The organism is Pseudomonas sp. v388 (genome assembly GCF_003935425.1).
Taxonomy (GTDB): domain Bacteria; phylum Pseudomonadota; class Gammaproteobacteria; order Pseudomonadales; family Pseudomonadaceae; genus Aquipseudomonas.
The window spans coordinates 170,046-189,861 of the sequence record NZ_RHQN01000001.1 but is presented as its reverse complement, the minus strand read 5'-3'; the positions used below and the strand labels follow the sequence as shown (position 1 = coordinate 189,861).

The following is a 19,816-nucleotide window of genomic DNA, read 5'->3' as shown; positions in this document are numbered from 1 at the left end:
ATAAGCTAATCATTAATAGATAGCATATTAACTGAAATCATTATGCTTAAATACCGTGACAAACATGACCCTCGCAAAACGGACACACCATGACCAACGCCCCACATCCGGAGAGACTCAGAGCATTCATCGGCGCGCTGGCGGAACTCATCGACAGCGCGCCTCGGGAAGACGATCTGTTGCGCCAGGGCAGCGAACTGCTGGCCCGGCTGGTCCGCCACGACGACTGGTTGCCGGACGAATGCGCCCGCCCGGACCCGCAGCGTTACCAGCAATATCTCCTGCATGCCGATTCACGGCAGCGTTTCAGCGTGGTCAGTTTCGTCTGGGGCCCAGGGCAGAGTACGCCGATCCACGACCATCGCGTCTGGGGCTTGATCGGCATGTTGCGTGGCAAGGAAAACGCACAGGGTTTCAAACGTGCAGCGGACGGTGCCCTGATCGCCGGCGGCAGCCCGGTGCAATTGCAGCCCGGTCAGGTCGAGGCAGTATCGCCCACAGTCGGCGACATTCATCAAGTCAGCAACGCGTTCGACGACCAGGTTTCCATCAGCATTCATGTCTACGGCGCCAATATCGGTGCCGTGCGCCGCGCGGTCTACCAGGCCGACGGCAGCGAAAAACTGTTTATTTCCGGCTATTCCAACGCCTTTCTCCCCAACATCTGGGACCTGTCTAAAGAGAGCCAAGCCTTATGAGCAACGAACCGACTCGCTCCTTCGCCGAGATCCGCCAGGCTCTGCTGAACCATGAAGAGGTGGCGCTGGTGGATGTGCGTGAAGAAGCGCCTTTTGCGCAGGGCCATCCGCTGTTTGCGGCCAACATTCCGCTCTCGAAACTGGAGCTTGAGGTGTATTCACGTATTCCCCGACTCGAGACAGCCGTAACCGTCTACGACGACGGTGAAGGCCTGGCGAGCATCGCCGTGCAGCGCTTCCATGAGCTGGGTTACGTCAACGTCGGCTTGCTGGAAGGCGGCCTGCAAGGTTGGCGCGATGCCGGTGGCGAGCTGTTCATCGACGTCAATGTGCCGAGCAAGGCGTTCGGCGAGCTGGTGGAGAGTGAACGCCACACCCCTTCCCTGGCCGCCGACGAAGTCCAGGCGCTGCTCGACAGCCACGCCGACGTCGTGGTGCTCGACGCGCGGCGTTTCGACGAGTACCAGACCATGAGCATCCCCACCAGCATCAGCGTGCCCGGCGCGGAACTGGTGTTGCGCGCCCGTGAACTGGCGCCCGATCCGGCCACTCGCATCATCGTCAACTGCGCAGGTCGCACACGCAGCATCATCGGCACCCAGTCGTTGATCAATTCCGGAATCGCCAACCCGGTGTCGGCGTTGCGCAACGGCACCATCGGCTGGACCCTGGCCGGTCAGAAGTTGCACCACGACCAGGCACGCCGGTTTGCCGCGACCGGAGAAATCAATCGCCAGATCGCCAGCCGTGATGCTCGCGGCGTCGCCGACAGGGCGCGCGTGGGCCGTGCCACCCTGGCCAATCTGCAAGGCTGGCAGCAGGAAACCACCCGCACCACTTACCTGTTCGATGTACGTACCCCTGAAGAATTCGAGGCCGGCCACCTGCCCGCTGCCCGTTCGACGCCCGGCGGCCAGTTGGTGCAGGAAACCGATCATTTCGCCAGTGTGCGCGGCGCGCGCCTGGTGTTGGTGGATGATGACGGTGTGCGCGCCAACATGTCAGCCTCGTGGCTCGCGCAACTGGGTTGGGAGGTGTACGTGCTGGACGACGTCGAGCCTTCACACTTCAGCGAGAAAGGCGCCTGGCAGGCACCGGTGCCGACACCTCTCCAGGCCGAAGAGATCAGCCCCCAGACGTTGGCCGACTGGTTGAAACAGGGGGATAGCGCAGTGCTGGACTTCACCACCAGCGCCAACTACGTCAAGCGCCACATTCCCGGAGCCCATTGGGTCTTGCGTGCCCAGTTGCGCGACGCCGTTGCCCGCGTTCCTGCCGCGCAACGCTATGTGCTGACCTGCGGCAGCAGTCAGTTAGCGCGCTTGGCGGTTGCTGAAGTCCAAGCCCTGACCGACAAGCCGGTGTTCCTGCTCAAGGGCGGCACCGCCAGCTGGATCGCGGCGCAACTGCCGCTGAAAGACGGTGAAAGCCATCTGGCCTCACCGCGTATCGACCGCTATCGCCGACCTTATGAAGGCACCGATGCCCCTCGCGAAGCCATGCAGGCCTACCTGGACTGGGAGTTCGGCCTGGTGGAGCAACTGGCCCGGGACGGCACCCATGGTTTTTACGTGATCTGACTCATCGCGCCCTGTGTGGCAAAAGTACAGGGCGCATCCACTGACCAACCGACCCCTCTCCAGGCGGAGGCTGAACCCACACGCGAGAGGAAACCCACCATGTCGACACTCCTGCAATACGTCCTGTATCCCCTGCACATCATCTATCTGAAATCTGCCATTGGCATCGAACGGTATCGCCTGCAACGTCTGCTGAACGCTCATAACGACCTCACGGCTCAAGTGAAACGCGCCCACCCGGCCTGATTCGCTTCGCCAACACACAACTTTCAGCAAACCTCGCATTTCGCGCCCCGTCGCGAAGGGTTTGCCTGTGCCTGCAATCTTTCAGGAAGTCGCGTCATGAGCTCAGTCAAATACAATTCCTACGCCGTCGCCGCCCTCAGCCTGCTGGCCGCCAGCATCCAGGCCCATGCGGAAACCGCCGATCCGGACCAGACCCTGAACACCGTAGTGGTCACCGGAAATCGCGGCAGCCAGCCGCGCACCGTGACCGACAGCCCTTCGCCCATCGATGTGATCAGCGCCGAGCAGCTACAGGCCAGCGGCAAGGTCGGGCTCAAGGAACTGCTGGCCCGCCTGCTGCCATCGTTCAATCTGCCGGCCATCAACGGCGGCGGCACCTCCTGGTCGGTTCGCGGCGTGACCATGCGCGGGTTGTCGGGCGACCAGGTGCTGGTGCTGGTCAACGGCAAGCGGCGGCACAACACCGCGCTGATCAACAACCTGGCGCGCATCGGCACGGCGGCGGTGCCGGTCAACCTCGACCTGATTCCGGTTTCCGCCATCGATCATATCGAGGTGCTGCGTGACGGCGCGTCGGCGCAATACGGCTCCGATGCCATCGCCGGAGTAATCAATATCATCCTCAAGGAAAACGACTCTGGCGGCAGCGCCGAGACCTCGTTCGGACGCTACGGCAGTGGTGACGGCGACACAGTCCATCAAACCGTCAATTACGGCCTGCCCCTGCCCAACGACGGCTTCGCCAATCTGTCACTGGACCTCAAAGGCCAGGAACCCTTCGACCGCACCGGCAGCGCCACCGGCAACCTGTATTCGTCGCCCGGCTTCCCCGACAGCCGTGACCAGACCGTTGACCGCCACGGCTGGAATCCCAGTTACGGGCTGGGTCGTGAAAAGGTCAGCAACGCCAGCTACAACCTGGAACTGCCCATCCATGACGACCTGACCTTCTATTCCTTTTCCACCGCCAGCTACATGGAAACCACCAAAGTCACCGGCAACTACCGACCCAACGAAATCAACTCCCTGGCCGGCGACCCCAACACGCCCTACCCCGATGGCATTCACGCCCAGCGCCGCAATCGCACCAAGGACTTTCAGATCGCGGGCGGCTTCAAGGGCGAAGTCGGAGGCTGGAACTACGATGCCAGTTCAACCTGGGGCCAGGACGACTCGACACTCAATGCCAGCAATACCCTCAACCCTTCATGGGGACCGACCAGCCCGACCTCGTTTCATCTCGCCTCGCAGCAGTTCGATCAGTGGACCAACAACCTGGACTTCAACCGCGGCTTCGACATCGGCCTCAAGAACCCGCTGCAAACCGCCGTCGGTGTCGAATATCGGTGGGAGAAATATCAGATCGAGCCGGGCGACTACGCGTCCTATACGCCCGGCACCTACGTGATTCCCGGCGGACCCTTTGCAGGCAGAACGCCGCTTCCCGGCCTTGCCTCCTATAACGGCACCAGCCCTGCGGATGCCGGCCAGATCAGCCGCAGCAACGTCGCCGGTTATGTCGATCTGGGCCTGGACCTGACCGATCACTGGTACGTCGGCGCGGCCGCTCGTTACGAGCGCTACACGCAGGACATCGGCAGCACCTGGAGCGGTAAATTCTCGACCCGCTACACAATCACCGACGCCTTCGCCCTGCGCGGCACGATCAACAACGGGTTTCGGGCGCCATCGCTGGCCCAGACGATTTACGCCTCGTCGACCTTCACCTCTGGCGGCGTGGTCAACGGCCAGCAGGTGTCGGTGCCGGTCAAGGTGCTGCCGGTGGACACCGCCGAGGCGCAGGCCCTGGGTGCGGAAAAGCTCAAGCCGGAAATATCCCTCAACTACAGCGTCGGCTTTACCTACGAGCCGACGCCCAACTATCGGCTGACCACCGATCTGTATCAGATAGGCATCCGCGACCGCATCGTGTCTACCAGTCTGCTGGGCGGACCTGCGGTGTCTGAAGTGCTGGCGGCCAACGGTTTGTCACCGGATCTCTACGCCCAGTACTACACCAACGCCGTGGATACCCGGACGCGCGGCGTCGACATCATCAACGAGTATCGCCAGCAACTGGACGAGTACGGTCAGGTCCGCTGGAGCCTGGCCTACAACTGGAACCAGACCAGAATCGAAAAACTCCACGCCACCCCGCCGGCACTGAGCGGCCTGGGCGCAGGCTATCAATTGTTCGACCGGCGCCTGCAAAAAGACCTGACCGTCGCCACCCCGCAATCGAAGCTGATCCTGGGCGCCAACTGGAGGGTCAGCGATTACAACGTAAACGTGGCGCTGACCCGCTTCGGCAGCTACGTCGAAGGCGACAACAACCCGGTCAACGACCGCAAGTTCAGCGCCAAGTGGATCACAGACGTGGACGCCGCCTATGACCTCACCGAGCACCTGACCGTGGCACTGGGCGCCAACAACCTGTTCGACGTCTACCCGGACAAGAACGGCATTCAGGACTGGGCCGGTGGCTACAAGTACGGCCAGTTCTCGCCGTTCGGGTTCGGCGGTGCCTATTACTACACCCGCCTGGCGTACAACTTCTGAATAGAAATGGATGCACCAACTTGATAATCAGTCATCGCTTCAATCAGTTTTTTTCATAATTAACTTATAGCTATAAAGACTTTCACAGTCGGTTTTTATAGGAATAGCTTTGGATACTGCTGTTCACGTCATCACGATAAAAGGATTTCACCATGCCGACTCACCGACTGCCCTTCAAACGCCTGTTGTTGGGCGCCGTACTTTCTCTGGGTCTGGGCGCCGTCGCCCAGGCCGCCGATCTTGAGCCGTTGCGGGTGGCCAATCAGAAATCGTCGATCAAGGTCCTGCTCAGCGTATCGGGCGAGCTGAAAGACGTGCCCTACGATATCCAGTTCTCCGAGTTCCCGGCCGCCGCGCCGCTGGGTGAAGCGTTGAATGCCGGAGCGGTAGATATCGGTGCGCTGGGCGATGCGCCGTATGTGTTCGCTTTGGGAGCCGGTGCGCCGATCAAGGTCGTGAGTATCGTACATGCCGAAGGGCGCTACACGACGGCACTGCTGGCACCCAAGGATTCGCCGCTGAACAGCGCCGCCGACCTCAAGGGCAAACGCATCGTTACCACCCGCGGCTCCATCGGCCATTTCCTGGCGATCAAAGCCTTGCGCAGCGCCGGCCTGACCACTTCGGATGTGAAGTTCATCTACCTGCTGCCGAGCGAATCGCGCATTCTGCTGGACAACGGAAGCGCCGACGCCTGGTCGACCTGGGACCCGTACACCACCATCTCCACCACGCAGAGTCAGGCCAAGGTGCTGGCCAGCGGCGAGAACTTGCTGACCAATCATCTTTACCTGGCCGCCACCAGCAAGGCCATCAGCGGCAAGCGCCAGCAACTGGAAGACTTCATCGCCAGAGTGGATCGCGCCTACCGCTGGACCAACGCGCACCCCGAGGAATACGCCGCCGCCCAGGCCAAGGTCACCGGCCTGCCGCTGGAGGTGCATATTGCAGTCGCCAAGGGCACGCACATGGAACCGGTGCAGATCGACGACGAGGTCATCAGCGGCCTGCAGACCACCGCCGACATCTATAAGGAAGAAGGGATTCTCACCAAGCGCATCGACGTCTCGCAGGGCTTCGATGAGAGCTTCAATGCCAGGCGCGCCCAGCTCAGCCAGGCATCCCGCTAACTGACGCAGAACTTGAACGAGCGAACAGCGCCTGACGCTGCTCGCTCAATCAGCGTCTTACTCGGCCTCGAACGCCACCGCACGTTTACGCCGCAGCACGGGAAGCACCATCAGGAAGATCAGCGCAGCGGTTGCGCACAGCAGCGCCAGGGAGATGGGCCGCTCGATGAACACGGAAAACTGGCCACGGGAAATCAACAGCGCACGACGCAGGTTTTCTTCCATCAACGGCCCCAGCACGAACCCCAGCAACAACGGTGCCGGGCCCAGCCGCAGCTTGCCGAACAGGTAACCGGCAATACCGAACACCAGCATCTGCCAGAGATCGAAAATCGAGTTCTGCACCGAGAACACGCCGATCGCGCAAAACACCAGAATCGCCGGATACATCAGGCGATAAGGCACTTTGAGCAGCTTCACCCACAGGCCGAGCATCGGCAGGTTCAGGGCCAACAGCATCAGGTTGCCGATCCACATCGAGACGATCAGCCCCCAGAACAGATCCGGGTTCTGGCTGATGACCATAGGGCCGGGCTGAATATTGTGAATCAGCATGGCGCCGATCATCATGGCCATGACCGCATTGGACGGAATGCCCAGCGTCAGCAACGGCACGAACGAGGTCTGGGCCGCCGCATTGTTGGCCGACTCAGGCCCCGCCACACCTTCCAGCGCGCCATGGCCGAAGGTTTCCGGATGGGGCGAAACCTTCTTCTCCAGGGCATAGGATGAAAACGATGCCAATGCCGCGCCGCCGCCCGGCAATATGCCAAGAAACGCACCCAGCGCCGTGCCCCTGAGCACCGGCGCCACCATCCGCCGGAAGTCGTCCTTGCTCGGCCAGAGCTGATCGAGCCCTTGGGTGACCGCCTGACGGACTTCCTTGTCTTCCAGGTTGCGCACGATTTCCGCGACTCCGAACAGGCCCATCGCCAGGCATACGAAGTTCAGCCCATCGACCAGCTCCAACTGACCGAACGTATAGCGCGCGACACCTGAATTCACGTCGGTGCCGACCATGCCCAGCAGCAGCCCGACCAGAATCATGCCGACGGCTTGATAGACCGATCCGGTGGCCAGCACTACCGCGCCGATCAAGCCGAAGACCATCAGCGAGAAGTAATCGGCCGGGCCGAAATCCATGGCCACTTCGGTCAGCGGGCCGGCAAACGCGGCCAACAGCAAAGTGCCCACCGTGCCGGCAAAGAAAGACCCGAGCGCAGCCGTCGCCAGCGCCAGACCAGCTTTGCCCTTGCGCGCCATCTGGTGCCCATCCAGAGTCGTCACCACGGACGAGGACTCTCCCGGCAGGTTGACCAGAATGGCCGTGGTCGAGCCACCATACTGGGCGCCGTAATAGATGCCGGCCAGCATGATCAGCGCGCTGGTCGGTTCAAGGGAATAGGTCGCCGGCAGCAACATGGCGATGGTCGCCACAGGCCCCAGGCCCGGCAGCACACCGATCAATGTGCCCAGCAGGCAGCCGATGAAGGCGTAAAGCAGGTTATCCAGCGTCAGAGCGGTAGAAAAACCCAGCGCCAGATGAGTGAGCAAATCCATGAAGTATCAACCGAAGAAAGTGGGCCACAGAGGCATGGGCAGGCCAAGGCCGACGACGAAAACCAGCGCGCAGAACACGCTGATGACAGCGGCGCTGGACACACTGCCGCGCCAGCTGAACTGATCGCTGGCCTGACTGCTCACCAGCACCAGCACGATGCTTGCGATCACCAGCCCGGCGTGGGGCAGCAGAAAGGCAAACAGGCCCAGCGCACCCAACACCCAGCACAGCGGTTTCCACGCCCAGCGTTCCAGATGTTGTGCGGGCCGATGACGAGCCCAGGCGCGGACGATGGCGCCGACACCCAGCCCGCCCAGACCGATGCCCAGCCAGAACGGAAAGAAGCCTGCGCCCATCCCTGCCGGCGTACCCAGGCCGTAGCCGTAGGCACCCCAGGCAAACGCAGCACCCAGCAGCAGATAAAGCAGCCCGACGGTGAAATCGATCTGTTGACGAGGCGCACTCATTGCCGCTGCCCCCAGCGGCGATGGGCCGGACGCGGCAATCCGAGATGGTCGCGCAAGGTCGTGCCGCTGTATTCCTCACGAAACAGGCCGCGCTGACGCAGGATCGGCAGCACGCCGTCCACGAACAACTCCAGCCCTTCGGGAAAGTGCGAAGGCATCAGGTTGAAGCCGTCGGCGGCCTCGCCCTCAAACCAGGCGATCATTTCCTCAGCGACCTGCGAGGGCGTGCCCACCAGAATCTTGTGACCGCGCGCCCCGGCCACCAGATTGCAGATCTGGCGCAGGGTGAGCCCGTCGCGATGGCTCATGTCCAGCAGCAATCTGGCACGGCTTTTCATGTTCTGCGGCAACGGCAGGTCGGGCAGCGGTTGGTCGAGATCGAAGCCGGCGAGATCCTGACCCAGACGTTCACCCACCAACTTCAGGGAGGTGCTGATATCCGTCCACTGTTGCAGGCGCTCGAAGCTGGCCCGCGCCTCGGCGGGTGTGGCACCGATGATCGGCATGACGCCCGGCATTACCAGGCAGTGATGGGGATCGCGACCAAAACCTGTGACCTGCTTTTTCAGATCCCGGTAGAACTGTTGCGCGGTCTCGATATCCTGTTGGGCGGTAAACACCACCTCGGCGATACGCGCCGCCAGGCTCACGCCCGGACCGCTGGAACCGGCCTGAATCAGCACCGGGTGGCCTTGCGGACTGCGGGTGAGATTCAACGGGCCGTCGATGGAAAAATGCTTGCCCTTGTGATCGAGGCGACGCATTTTTTCGGTGTCGAGAAAGACCCCGTTTTCGGCATCGCGTACATAGGCGTCGTCCTCGAAGCTGTCCCACAAGCCACGCACCACATCGACGAATTCCTGTGCCACTTCATAACGCAATTCGTGATCGGGATGAGTCGCACGGGAAAAGTTCGCCGCGCTGTCATAGCCGGTGGTGACCACGTTCCAGGCTGCACGGCCCTGGGAAATATGATCCAGCGTGCCGAACTGGCGCGCCACGGTGTAGGGCTCGCCGTAGGTGGTCGAAGCCGTCGCGGCCAGGCCGATACGTCCGGTGACCGCCGCGAGCGAACCGAGCAGGGTCAGCGGCTCGAAACGCACGATCATCGACGGGTGTTCCTGGGCGTTGGTGACCAGCTTGTCGCCGAAGAACACCATGTCCAGCCGCGCGCGCTCGGCGGCCAGAGTCAGGTTCTTGATCAGCGCAAAATTCTCACTGCCGCTTTGCGCGCCAGGGTAGCGCCAGCCGCTGGCGTGGTGACCGGCAGCCTGGATGAACAGGCCCAGACGCATGTGTTGAAGTGTTTGGCTCATAAGGGTCTCAATGATGTGTAACGGGTGCGGCCAGTGCGTTGAGCAACTGTTGCAATGATTGGGCGTCGTCAAGGTTGGCGATGGCGCTGAGCACTGCAGCGCCTCGCACGGCGCTGCCTGCGGCGGCGAGCAGTTTTTCTTCAGGATTGCCTGAACGCGGCGCATCGGCCCGAAGGCTCAGGTGCTCGCCGTCGCTGCCGAACACCTCAACCACGGAAAACCGGGCGAACGGCGGCTGGGTGATCGAGGCGGCTTGCTCATCGGTCACCACCCTCACCCGCGCCATTAGCCCAGCGACTTCGGCATCGACATCACCGGTCGCAAACGCGGGCGCATCCAGATGCCCATGCACCAGCGCGTAAGCGACCACATACTCGACACTGAAGCGGCCCGCCTGACGGGTTGGCGGCAGTTCACGAGCCAACGGCGTGGTAAGGCCGGGCGGAAAGGTCACCGTGATATGGGTGATAGTTGATGGACTGATTCGGTACTCTGCGCGCAACATCAGTGCGGCGTCAGCAGCGTGGTGTGTCGCCGCGCACGAGGCATACCGCTTGAAGATCAAGCCTGGACTGAGGATCTGCCAGTTGCCGCCCCTCTCCAGAAGCTTTTCCGGCGAGGACTGAGCAAAGCCGTACACCTCAAGAAAGCCGCCGCGCCAGGCCAGACTTTCTGCGGCGCCGCCGAGCCCGGCTTCGGCCAGCAGCGCACTGCTCAAGCCGTTGCGTGCAGCCAGACCGGCGTGCAATGGCTTGGCCGAACTGCCGAACTGCAGGCGCAGGCCACTGGACTGAGTTACCGCCAGGCCGATGGCAATTGCAAGCTCTTGCTCAGACAACCCGATCAACCAACCGCAGGCCGCTGCCGTGGCAATCGTGCCGAGGGTCGCGGTGTTGTGAAAACCGGCCTCGTAATGGGCGCCGCCGACGGCAAGGCCCAGACGCCCCATGGCCTCTACGCCTACCGCGTATGCGCTGAGCAGTTTGTGCCCGCTGATGCCTCGGGTCTGGGCGAGTGCCAGCAATGCCGGCAGCAGAACCGTACTGGGATGGCCGCGAACGCTGCGCTGTACATCGTCGTAATCCAGCGCGTGTCCGCTGTAGCCGTTGATCAATGCCGCACTCAATGCATCCAGCGCCTGCCCACGGGCGATGACGGTCGCGGCGCCGGCAGCGGGCGCGAATGCGGCCACCACCTTGTCGATCGCCGGGTCGGCGGCACCGCCAAGAGCGCACGCCAGATAGTCGGTCAACCCACGGCGGGCGGCGTCGATCACCTGTGCAGACCCGCCAGGCTTCAGGCTCAGCAGATGCCGGGCCCAGGCCAGGGTTAATGAAGATGGTGTCTCTCGCACACGGCCTCCCGATCTAACCTTAGACGAAAATGTTATAAACATTACTTATTCAACAATGTTTTTATAATAAATAACTTTTATCTTAATCGTCTACCAGGATTGCGAGACCACGTATGCATTTGCTGAAAAGAATCACCGCCGCCGCGCTTATTTCACTCACCGCCACGACGGCCTGGGCGCAGTACCCGGACAAACCCATCACCTATGTAGTGCCCTACACGCCGGGCGGCACCAACGACAACATCGCGCGGATCATCGCCCGTCATCTGAGCGAGAAACTCGGCCAACCGATAGTCGTGGAAAACAGGCCTGGCGCGGCAGGAACCCTGGGCGCGGCACACGTTGCCCATGCACCCGCAGACGGATACACCTTGTTCAATGCTTCGATTGGTAACCTGGCCATCGCCCCGCAACTGGTGGCGGTGCAGTTCGACCCGGTCAAGGACCTGACACCGGTGGCTCATCTGGCGGGCTCGCGTTCGGTCATCGCGGTGAATCCCAAGCTGCCGATCAAATCGATTGCCGAGTTGGTGGCGTACGCCAAGGCGCATCCCGGCGAGCTCACCTACGGCACATCAGGCAACGGCACGCCCGGCCATATCTCGACTGAATACCTGAAATTGCTGGCCGGCATCGATATGGTCCACGTGCCGTACAAAGGCAGCGCCCAGGCATTGACCGATGCCACTGCCGGGCACATCGATCTGGTGAGCGATCCGCTGGCCAACAGCTTTGTGCAGGCTGGAAAACTGCGCGGTCTGGCGTTCTTCGGCACCGATGAAGCGCCGGATCTTCCGGGCATCCCGGCGCTGACCGAAACCTACCCGCAATGGAAATTCTCCGGCGCGTTCCTGGCCATGGCGCCGAGCGGGACACCACCTGACGTGCTGGAGACCATCCGCAAGGCGTTTGATGAAGTGCTGGCCGAACCGTCGACCATCAGCGAATTGAAAGCGTTGGGCATGGCACCGCAACGCCTGACGACGGAGCAAAGTGAAGCGGTGATCAAGAGCACCTATGACCTGAGTAAGCAGATCATTGCGCAGGCTCATATCAAGGCGGATTGAGTCGGTGCCGCTGCCTGGAGTGCTTTGCTCCAGGCAGCGTTTTTCCGCCTAGCGCAACGCAGCTCGTGAACCTTCCAGGAGTTCAAACAGCTCATCCATCAAGGCTAGAAGCGCTTCCACACGCCCCGCAACCACCTCTTTTTCTTTCTTGTGCCATCCCAGCAAGACACCCTGAAGCACGCAGCGCAGCGAGATATTGCCCGTTGTATCGACGCGAGCCAGAACCTCCAGAATGGGACTGCCACTGGTGCCACTGAAAGACGGAGGGTTGGCGCGTTTCTGGTCGGTATCAACCGCGCTTTTCTTATCGAAGCGAAAGCCAAGCGGGTTGGCTATGTGGCTTTGAGCCTTTGGCACCTGGATCATTTCGGTAAAGCTGGTCCCATGGCTGTTGATGGCATGTTTGCCCAGTCGCGGATAGATCCCGTTTTTCGATCCGGGATAGCCGACAGTGATCCAGCAGCCGATGGACTCATAGTTTTCCCAGGTATCGTCGAGAACGATCGTGTTGAGGCTGGGCAAACCGGTGTCCGCCAGCCATTGCGGCTCCAGCGGAGCAATAGCCAGGTCGTTGTCATTACAGACCAGAAAAGGCAGACCGCTGAGCATGATCGCCTTGCCCTTGAGGTTGGTCGCCAGCAATCGCTTGGTGTCCAGGCCTTTGAGGACGTGGGCGGCCGTCACCAGAAAAGTCATTTGGCGGTAGGTCGCCAGAAAGCCGGTCCCAACAGTTGAGCATCGCCGGTGGACGATCCGGCAGGGCTCAGGTTTTCTACAAAAATCGGCGCCGTGCATTCCTTCCACTTTGCAATCAAAGCATCTACGACAGGCAACCAGTTGTTTTCATCGAACGGCATTGAGGTCGGCATTGCGGGTCCTGAAAAACGAGAGGATTAGTAAATGTAACCGCCAATGGGGGCAGCTTGGTGCTGGAACCGCTTTTCGCGCATGACTACTCACGAATCGTGTTGTACACGAACACTTCCAGGCCATTGATGCAGTTTCCATAAGGAATATTCTGTAGCAATCCTCACCGTGATTTTGCGCAACAACAAGAGCGCAGCCGCTATGAACAGCCCTCGGACCCTTTACCAGAAACACATCGACAGCCACACCGTCTGTACCCTGGATGATCAGGGACACGTGCTGATCTACATCGACCGCCAGGTTGCCAACGAGTACACCAGCCCTCAGGCGTTCAGCGGCTTGCGCGAAGCGGGTCGCAGCGTGTGGCGCCCGTCGGCCACCTTGCCGTAGTCGATCACGTGAATCCGGCAGCGCCTGCTCGCACGGCGCAAATGCCGGATGCGGGCGGTGCGCTGCAAGTGTCGTACTTCCAGGAGAACTGCCGCGATTTCGGAATCGAGCTGTTTGACGTTCAGGACAAGCGCCAGGGCATCGAGCATGTGGTTGCGCCTGAGCAAGGTTTCATTCTGCCCGGCATGGTGGTCGCGGCCGGCGACAGCCATACCACGACTTATGGTGCGCTCGGTGCATTCGGGTTCGGCATCGGCACCTCGGTGATCGAACACCTGCTCGCCACCCAGACGCTGGTCTACAAACGTCTGAAAACCATGCGCGTCACGGTAACGGGCCGGCTGGGCACGCGCGTGACGTCCAAGGACATCATCATGGCGCTGATCGAGAAAATTGGTGCTTCAGGTGCTACCGGTTACGCCATCGAATTTACCGGACCGGCCATCTCCGCGTTGAGTGTCGAAGCGCGGATGACCATCTGCAACATGGCCGTGGAAGCTGGTGCGCGAGCTCGCTCCAGGCGATCGTTGCGCCTCCAGCACCAACCGCAATTTCGAGGGGCGTCAGGGCGCGGCCGCTCGCACGCATCTGATGAGTCCTGCGATGGTCGCTGCGGCCGCAATCCGTGGTCGCCTGACCGACGTTCGTTTGATCACTGGACGCGTAAGCCATGCAACCGTTTGATATCGTCACCGGAAAAGCGGCTCCCCTTCTCGCGTCGAACATTGACACCGACGTGATCATGCCCAAGCAGTTCCTCAAAGGCATTGACCGCGCCGGCCTGGACAAAGGTGTTTTCTTTGACCTGCGGTTTCTGGAGTCAGGTGCGCCCGATCCACAATTCGTCTTGAACCAGCCCGCCTGGGAAGGCGCGAATTTTCTGGTGGTCGGCCCGAATTTCGGCTGCGGCTCCAGCCGTGAACACGCCCTCTGGGGCCTCAAGCAGCTGGGGAACCGGGCATTGATAGGCGGATACACCGCCCAGACGTTCGCGCTCTGGCTGTAAACGCTGAGGACCTGCACCAGTTCTCCGCTGTCGAGCATGGGTTTCACGTCCCACAACGAACGCAGAATTATTCCGGAACCTGCCAGTGCCCAGCGCAAGACGATCTCGCCATTGTTGGACGACAACGGCCCGCTGACCCTGACCGATTCCTCAACGCCCTCCTTCGTCAGATTCCAGATCCCGACGGCATAGTTACGCTCTTTGAGCACCAGACAATCATGCTTCGCCAGGTCGTCCAGATTCTCGGGAATGCCCCGCCGTTCGAGGTAGTCAGGTGTTGCACACAGCACCCGGTGATTGCTGACCAGTTTCTTTCCCATCAATTGATCGGGTAAGTCGTCACCCTCCTGGATTTCCAGATCGAACCCTTCGTTGACGATATCGCCAACCCGGTCAAAAACGTCCAGGCGAATTTCCGGTTTGGGACAGCGCCGCGACAGCAGGGTAATCGCCGGTGCAACGTGATTGCGGCCAAAACCGAACGAGCTACAGATGTGCAGGCTGCCACGCAACTGCTGTCGGGCGTCCGTCAGCTCGCTGATGAAATCGTCCATGTCGCCCAAAAATCGCGCAGCCCAGACCCGCACCCCCGCGCCATCAACGGTCAGCGCCACGCGCCGGGTGGTCCGGTGCAGCAACCGGGCACCGAGGGTCGCCTCAAGGATCGAGACGCGCTTGCTGATGTAGGCCGGCGAATACCCCAGCTCTTGCGCCGCATGGTTGAAACCATTTTTACGAATGACCGCCAAGAAAACCCTCAGGTCATCCGGCAGCACCAATGAACGTGCATTTGAACACAGCCGTAGCAATGGGCCGGAGGTATCGGGGTGGATGGGAGCTTGCTGGAACGTCCATCACCATTGCAGGACAGACATATCGCCGACCATAAAAAAGCGGGAGTCGAAAACTCCCGCTTTAGTCAGGTACCGCCGGTTCTTCAGCGTTAGAAATCGACCGATGCGCTGACCGAGAAGGTACGCGGGGCGCCGAGGACCAGGTAGTTGGAATCTGGGTAGCCACCGACGGATGCCCAATAGTCGCGACCTGTCACGTTGTCGAGACGCGCCCGCAAGGTCACATCGCGCTCTTCCACTTTGAAGCCGTAGCGCGCGCCGAGATCCACGCGAGTCCACGAAGGGATCTCAAGGTTGTTCTCGTTATTGGCGTACTGGCTGCCGGTGTAGATAACACGGCTATTCAAGCTCAGACCATTGACTCCCGGCACATCCCATTCAGCACCGACATTGGCCTGAACCTTCGGCACACCGATCGGTTCGTTGCCATCGTTTGTACCGTCCTGGGTTTTGGTCAACTCTGCATCAAGCAATGTCACACCACCCAACAGGCGAATGTTCTGGGCGGGCTGACCGAAAACGGAAAGCTCGATACCGCGGTTACGTTGTTCGCCGCCTTCCTTGAATACCTGATTTTCGGTGATGCCCACCGGCTTCTCAGTCTGGAATACCGCCAAGCTGCCGCCCAAGACGCCGCCGTCATACTTCAAGCCGATCTCGGTCTGTTTGGCAACGTAGGGTGCCAACGACTGCCCTCTGTTGATCGTGTCTTGTCCCGCCGTGTCACCTTTGGTCAACCCCTCGATGTAGTTCGCATAAACAGAGAGCTCACTGTTCAACTGGTAAACGATGCCTGCGACCGGCGTAGTCTCGTACTGCTTGTACTGCGAGTTACGATTACCGGTGTCGTAATCGTATCCGGTCATGTCCAAACCTTGGCGACGAGCACCCAGAGTGACCAGTAGCTTGTCGTCGAAGAAGCCGAGTGTGTCAGCAATCGCGAGGCTTTGGGTGTGGGTCCGTGCTGTAATCTTGGGGTCTGACATAGAGCCGCCGAAGTTTTCGTTCTCCGGTTTAGCGGTGTCATATGGGTTGTAAAGATCAACGTCAAATCCGGCATAGTCGCTCGCCGCATACGCGTTTCGATCTTTGGTGTCGAACATGGATCCTGAAACTACCCACTCATGGGATATCGGACCGGTCTGAAGGTTGAAACGCATACCGACCTCGCCGGTCGTTACAGTTTCTTCCCGGTAATTGTCGAAACGATAAGCGTAGGTCTGACCAGAAGACCTTGTTCGAGGATTAGCCAGACTGTTCTTCTCTTCACCCTTGCGCATGCCGACTGCGGCCCACGTCGTCAGCGCATCAGAAAGATCGTATTCAGCACGGAACGTCCCGAACGTCTGCTTCTCTTTCGAGTAGGTCCAGGACTGACCGTAGTTCTTGTCCGCATCCGGCGCGCTGGGAATACGTCCGTCAGGGGTAACGCTCGGCAATGGGTTATCGATGAAGTGATACTGATGGCCGATATCGGCGGACAACCGCAGACGATCCCCTTGGTAATCTAGGCCCAGCGCGAACATTTCCAGGGTACGGTCCTGGTCTTCTACCGACGTTTCGCCATCGCGCTTGGCCATGTTCAAGCGGACACCGAAACGATCTTCTTCGCCAAAACGACGCGACACGTCGGCTGCGACGGTGCCGAAACCATTGTTCTCCGCACCGACGGTGAGCCGGGTCAGAGGTTCGTTGCCGGCACGCTTGGGCAGGATGTTGATGGCGCCGCCGATGCCGGTGCCGCCCGGTGCTGCGCCATTGAGAAATGCGTTGGCCCCGCGGAACACTTCCACACGTTCGATGAACTCCGACGCCACGTACTGGCGAGGCAACAGCCCGTAAAGGCCGTTGTAGGAGATGTCATCGGAATACAGCGGGAAACCCCGCACCACGTACAGCTCCTGGAAGTTGCCGAAGCCGCGGGCGATACGAACCGAAGGATCATTCTGCAGGATGTCCGCCACGCTGTGCGCCTGCTGATCCTGAATCAGCTGGTTGGTGTAGGACGTGGACGTGAATGGCGTTTCCATGTAGTCCTTGTTGCCAAGAATGCCGACCCGCCCGCCGCGCGCCACCTGCCCGCCTTCGAACTCCGGCACAAGACCCTCTTTCGAAGCGTCGGCACTTGCAGAGATCGCCGTCTCTCCCAGTTCCATCGTCGCGCCCTGGCTTGCGCCGGTGTCGGCCGGCTGCGTCTCCTGCACGGGAAGCTCTATGGCTGTTTGCGCATAAACGGCTGCCGAGGAAAAGCTGGCCATGAGGCAAATCGGCAGCCAGACGGAGTTCAGTGCGGCCTTGCGTGGAAAAAGTGGGATAGACATGAGCAATCCTGCTGATCGTGAGGGGATGAGCGCTTAATCGTAAGGGTGTGGGCCAAGCCGCGGCATTATAGCGAATGCGAATCCTTCTCTGTAGCAATTTGAACAATCAGCAGAAAAAAAGGTCGGCTGCGGGATCACAACCGAACAATCCGCGTGCGGTGCTGCATACTGCCGGCCCAGCCAGCACCCGACCTTTACCCGGACGTCACATGACACCCAACGCAGAACGCTATAACCCCTCCACCGACTATGCCGACAAGCTGATTGCGCGCATCGGTCAGACACCTTCGTGGATCGCCAAGCGCATCGGCGTGACTGACAAGCGAATTCGCTACATTCTCGATGGGGAAAGGACCGTCAAAGGTGAAACCACGCCGATCCAGATGACCTACACAGAGCAGTTCGCCCTTGAATGCCTTGCCGCAGAGGCCAAGGCGCGTCAGAAATAGCCGCTCGCCGACGGGCAAGAGGCAGCACCGGCTGTTTCGATCCAGCCCGGACAGCCTTCCGTCGGGCAAATGCTTCCCACATTGACATATCGGTAAATCTCGATATTCTCAGCGTATGGAATTGATCGAAATATTCAAAGCTCTCTCGAACCGTACTCGCCTGGATATCTTGAAAGGCTTGAAGGATCCCGCAAAGAACTTTCCGGCCCAGGACGAAGGCGACGTGCTCACGGTGGGCGTCTGCGTCAGCAGTATTCAGGAAGGTATCGGGCTGTCGCAGTCAACGGTGTCTGGCTATCTGGCCACTCTGCAACGAGTGGGCCTGGTGGAAGTCACCCGCGTCGGTCAGTGGACTTACTACAAACGCAATGAAGCAACCATCCGTGCGCTGGCCGAGATCATAGGGAAAGAGCTGTAATTTTTTACCGCATGATATCGAGATATCTCGATATCCCTTTTCGTCGATATGAGGATTCAAAAATGAAAGCGATGGTACTCAAATCATTTGGCCGGCCGGAATCGTTCGAGCTGCGCGAGGTGCCAAAGCCTGTGCCGCAAGCGGGGCAAGTCCTGGTCCGGGTCTACGCGACTTCCATCAACCCGTTGGATTACCAGGTGCGACGCGGTGACTATTCCGATCTGGTGCAACTGCCGGCGATTACCGGACACGATGTATCGGGCGTTGTCGAGGAAGTGGGCCCAGGCGTAACAGCCTTCGTGCCCGGAGACGAAGTCTGGTACACACCGCAGATATTCGACGGCCCCGGAAGCTACGCCGAATACCACGTGGCGGCCGAAAGCATCATCGGGAAGAAGCCGGCCTCGCTCAGTCATCTCGAGGCGGCCAGTCTGAGTCTGGTGGGCGGGACGGCCTGGGAAGCATTGATCGTGCGCGCGGCGCTGCGGGTGGGTGAAAGCATACTGATCCACGGCGGCGCGGGTGGCGTCGGTCATGTGGCGATCCAGCTGGCAAAAGCCATGGGAGCCCGGGTGTTCACGACCGTGCGCCAGGCCAATGCCGAGTTCGCACGCAGCATGGGGGCCGATGTGGTGATCGACTACGAAAAAGAGGATTACCTCGACGCCATCATGCGGGAGACGGCCGGCCGCGGAGTGGATGTGGTGTTCGACACCATCGGCGGCGATACCTTGTCGCGCAGCCCTGAGGCGCTGGCACAGCTTGGCCGCGTCGTGACCATCGTGGACATTGCACAGCCGCAAAACCTGGTCCACGCCTGGGGCAAGAACGCGAGCTATCACTTCGTGTTCACCCGGCAGAACCGCGGCAAGCTCGATGAATTGAGCGCATCGGTAGCGCTGGGTCAGCTGCGGCCACACGTAGGTGCGGTCTATTCGCTCGCCGACATCGCCCTCGCCCACGCTCGGCTGGAGAGTCGCAACAACGGGGTTCAAGGAAAAATCGCGATTGCGGTCGAGTCATCGCTCCTCCCGTAGGCGCCTGTTTTCAATCGGTCAACACAACTGCGAGGCACGCCATGATTTATGAGATTGCTCTACTCCCGATTCACCAAGAACGCACTGAGATGTTCAGACAAGCATTTGCCGAGGTTGCGCCTTTGCTTACCCGTGCGAAGGGCTACCGCGGCCATGTACTCGCTCAGGGGATTGAAACTCCCGAGCAATTCAATCTGATCGTACGATGGCAATCACTCGAGGATCACACGCCGGGTTTTGAAGAAAGTGAAGACCATCGAGTGTTCATGATGGGCCTGGAGGCGTTTTTTTCGGAGGAACCGACGGTCTACCATGTCGAGGGGCCTGCCTGGCCGACCGGCGCGGATGAAGATTCGAACAGCCCCGTTGGCCTGGGCGCCTGGTAGCGGGAAGCGGGCAGCTGGTCAGGCACGCAGTGACCGGCTACCCTGCAGCCGGCCCGGCCATCCCTTGTTCCATGGGGATTCGAGAGCGGGCTGTGGTCGGATCGTGTCAA

General features: G+C 60.4%; 19 protein-coding genes and 3 pseudogenes. 14 read left to right on the top strand and 8 right to left on the bottom strand.

Features of this window, described 5'->3' with window-relative positions; genetic code table 11:
- Nucleotides 1-89 precede the first annotated feature (89 nt).
- The 5 genes from EGJ27_RS00845 to EGJ27_RS00830 all read left to right on the top strand — a co-directional run bounded on the left by EGJ27_RS00845 (nt 90) and on the right by EGJ27_RS00830 (nt 6,213).
- Nucleotides 90-698, top strand: a complete 609-nt coding sequence (locus EGJ27_RS00845) for a cysteine dioxygenase (protein WP_125828774.1) — start codon at nt 90-92, stop codon at nt 696-698.
- A complete protein-coding gene (locus EGJ27_RS00840) occupies nt 695-2,278 on the top strand; it encodes a rhodanese-related sulfurtransferase (RefSeq protein ID WP_125828772.1) in 1,584 nt (527 codons plus the stop codon). Before EGJ27_RS00845 ends, EGJ27_RS00840 begins: the two co-directional genes overlap by 4 nt.
- Nucleotides 2,279-2,377: 99 nt before the next feature.
- Nucleotides 2,378-2,524, top strand: coding sequence for a hypothetical protein (locus EGJ27_RS24745; RefSeq protein ID WP_158619308.1), 147 nt, complete (start codon nt 2,378-2,380; stop codon nt 2,522-2,524).
- 96 nt (nt 2,525-2,620) lie between these two features.
- Nucleotides 2,621-5,083 (top strand): TonB-dependent siderophore receptor, encoded by a 2,463-nt coding sequence (locus EGJ27_RS00835; protein WP_125828770.1) that lies wholly within the window; start codon nt 2,621-2,623, stop codon nt 5,081-5,083.
- 152 nt (nt 5,084-5,235) lie between these two features.
- A complete protein-coding gene (locus EGJ27_RS00830; protein WP_125828768.1) occupies nt 5,236-6,213 on the top strand; it encodes an ABC transporter substrate-binding protein in 978 nt (325 codons plus the stop codon).
- 57 nt (nt 6,214-6,270) lie between these two features.
- On the opposite strand, the gene EGJ27_RS00825 is transcribed toward EGJ27_RS00830, so the two are convergent.
- Genes EGJ27_RS00825 through EGJ27_RS00810 form a run of 4 tightly spaced genes read right to left on the bottom strand, consistent with a single transcriptional unit; the run spans nt 6,271 to nt 10,911 of the window.
- Entirely contained in the window at nt 6,271-7,773 is a 1,503-nt protein-coding gene (locus EGJ27_RS00825) for a tripartite tricarboxylate transporter permease (protein WP_125828766.1), read from the bottom strand.
- Between the two features lie 6 nt (nt 7,774-7,779).
- On the bottom strand, nt 7,780-8,241 hold the full coding sequence (locus EGJ27_RS00820; protein WP_125828764.1) for a tripartite tricarboxylate transporter TctB family protein: 462 nt from the start codon (nt 8,239-8,241) through the stop codon (nt 7,780-7,782).
- Nucleotides 8,238-9,557 carry an LLM class flavin-dependent oxidoreductase gene (locus tag EGJ27_RS00815; RefSeq protein WP_125828762.1) on the bottom strand — a complete coding sequence of 440 codons (1,320 nt, stop codon included), beginning with the start codon at nt 9,555-9,557 and terminating at the stop codon, nt 8,238-8,240. Before EGJ27_RS00815 ends, EGJ27_RS00820 begins: the two co-directional genes overlap by 4 nt.
- A gap of 7 nt (nt 9,558-9,564) precedes the next feature.
- Nucleotides 9,565-10,911: an MmgE/PrpD family protein gene (locus EGJ27_RS00810; RefSeq protein WP_158619306.1), complete on the bottom strand. Its 1,347-nt coding sequence runs from the start codon at nt 10,909-10,911 to the stop codon at nt 9,565-9,567.
- Between the two features lie 113 nt (nt 10,912-11,024).
- Here EGJ27_RS00810 and EGJ27_RS00805 point away from each other — a divergent pair, with 113 nt between their 5' ends.
- Complete coding sequence (locus EGJ27_RS00805; RefSeq protein ID WP_125828758.1) at nt 11,025-11,978, top strand: tripartite tricarboxylate transporter substrate binding protein; 954 nt, start codon at nt 11,025-11,027, stop codon at nt 11,976-11,978.
- A 48-nt stretch (nt 11,979-12,026) separates the two neighbouring features.
- Here the strand turns inward: EGJ27_RS00805 and EGJ27_RS00800 are convergent, their stop codons facing one another.
- Together EGJ27_RS00800 and EGJ27_RS24740 are read right to left on the bottom strand one after the other, a co-directional pair.
- Nucleotides 12,027-12,674: a hypothetical protein gene (locus tag EGJ27_RS00800; RefSeq protein ID WP_125828757.1), complete on the bottom strand. Its 648-nt coding sequence runs from the start codon at nt 12,672-12,674 to the stop codon at nt 12,027-12,029.
- A complete protein-coding gene (locus EGJ27_RS24740) occupies nt 12,671-12,847 on the bottom strand; it encodes a hypothetical protein (protein WP_158619304.1) in 177 nt (58 codons plus the stop codon). The genes EGJ27_RS00800 and EGJ27_RS24740 overlap by 4 nt, the downstream gene beginning before the upstream one ends.
- Nucleotides 12,848-13,046: 199 nt before the next feature.
- Between EGJ27_RS24740 and EGJ27_RS25250 the strand changes: the two genes are divergently transcribed.
- The 4 genes and pseudogenes from EGJ27_RS25250 to leuD all read left to right on the top strand — a co-directional run.
- Nucleotides 13,047-13,235, top strand: coding sequence for a hypothetical protein (locus EGJ27_RS25250; protein WP_371920821.1), 189 nt, complete (start codon nt 13,047-13,049; stop codon nt 13,233-13,235).
- Nucleotides 13,208-13,687: pseudogene (locus tag EGJ27_RS25245) on the top strand (aconitase family protein); the annotation flags it as partial. The gene EGJ27_RS25250 and the pseudogene EGJ27_RS25245, both read left to right, overlap by 28 nt.
- 49 nt (nt 13,688-13,736) lie before the next feature.
- The gene (locus EGJ27_RS25240; protein ID WP_371920827.1) at nt 13,737-13,919 is read left to right on the top strand and encodes an aconitase family protein; all 183 of its coding nucleotides are present in this window, start codon (nt 13,737-13,739) and stop codon (nt 13,917-13,919) included.
- Nucleotides 13,906-14,226 (top strand): annotated as a pseudogene (gene leuD, locus EGJ27_RS00790) (3-isopropylmalate dehydratase small subunit); the annotation flags it as partial. The gene EGJ27_RS25240 and the pseudogene leuD, both read left to right, overlap by 14 nt.
- Here the strand turns inward: leuD and EGJ27_RS00785 are convergent.
- A pseudogene (locus EGJ27_RS00785) lies at nt 14,205-15,041 on the bottom strand (LysR substrate-binding domain-containing protein); the annotation flags it as partial. The pseudogenes leuD and EGJ27_RS00785 sit on opposite strands and share 22 nt — an antisense overlap.
- A 143-nt stretch (nt 15,042-15,184) precedes the next feature.
- Nucleotides 15,185-17,416 (bottom strand): TonB-dependent siderophore receptor, encoded by a 2,232-nt coding sequence (locus tag EGJ27_RS00780; RefSeq protein WP_125828756.1) that lies wholly within the window; start codon nt 17,414-17,416, stop codon nt 15,185-15,187.
- 209 nt (nt 17,417-17,625) lie between these two features.
- Here EGJ27_RS00780 and EGJ27_RS00775 point away from each other — a divergent pair, with 209 nt between their 5' ends.
- From EGJ27_RS00775 to EGJ27_RS00760, 4 genes are all read left to right on the top strand, one after another.
- Nucleotides 17,626-17,865 (top strand): hypothetical protein, encoded by a 240-nt coding sequence (locus tag EGJ27_RS00775; RefSeq protein ID WP_125828754.1) that lies wholly within the window; start codon nt 17,626-17,628, stop codon nt 17,863-17,865.
- A gap of 115 nt (nt 17,866-17,980) precedes the next feature.
- Nucleotides 17,981-18,283 (top strand): helix-turn-helix transcriptional regulator, encoded by a 303-nt coding sequence (locus EGJ27_RS00770; protein WP_125828752.1) that lies wholly within the window; start codon nt 17,981-17,983, stop codon nt 18,281-18,283.
- Between the two features lie 62 nt (nt 18,284-18,345).
- Nucleotides 18,346-19,320: a zinc-dependent alcohol dehydrogenase family protein gene (locus EGJ27_RS00765; protein WP_125828750.1), complete on the top strand. Its 975-nt coding sequence runs from the start codon at nt 18,346-18,348 to the stop codon at nt 19,318-19,320.
- A gap of 41 nt (nt 19,321-19,361) precedes the next feature.
- On the top strand, nt 19,362-19,706 hold the full coding sequence (locus EGJ27_RS00760; RefSeq protein WP_125828748.1) for an antibiotic biosynthesis monooxygenase: 345 nt from the start codon (nt 19,362-19,364) through the stop codon (nt 19,704-19,706).
- The last annotated feature ends 110 nt before the right edge of the window (nt 19,707-19,816 follow it).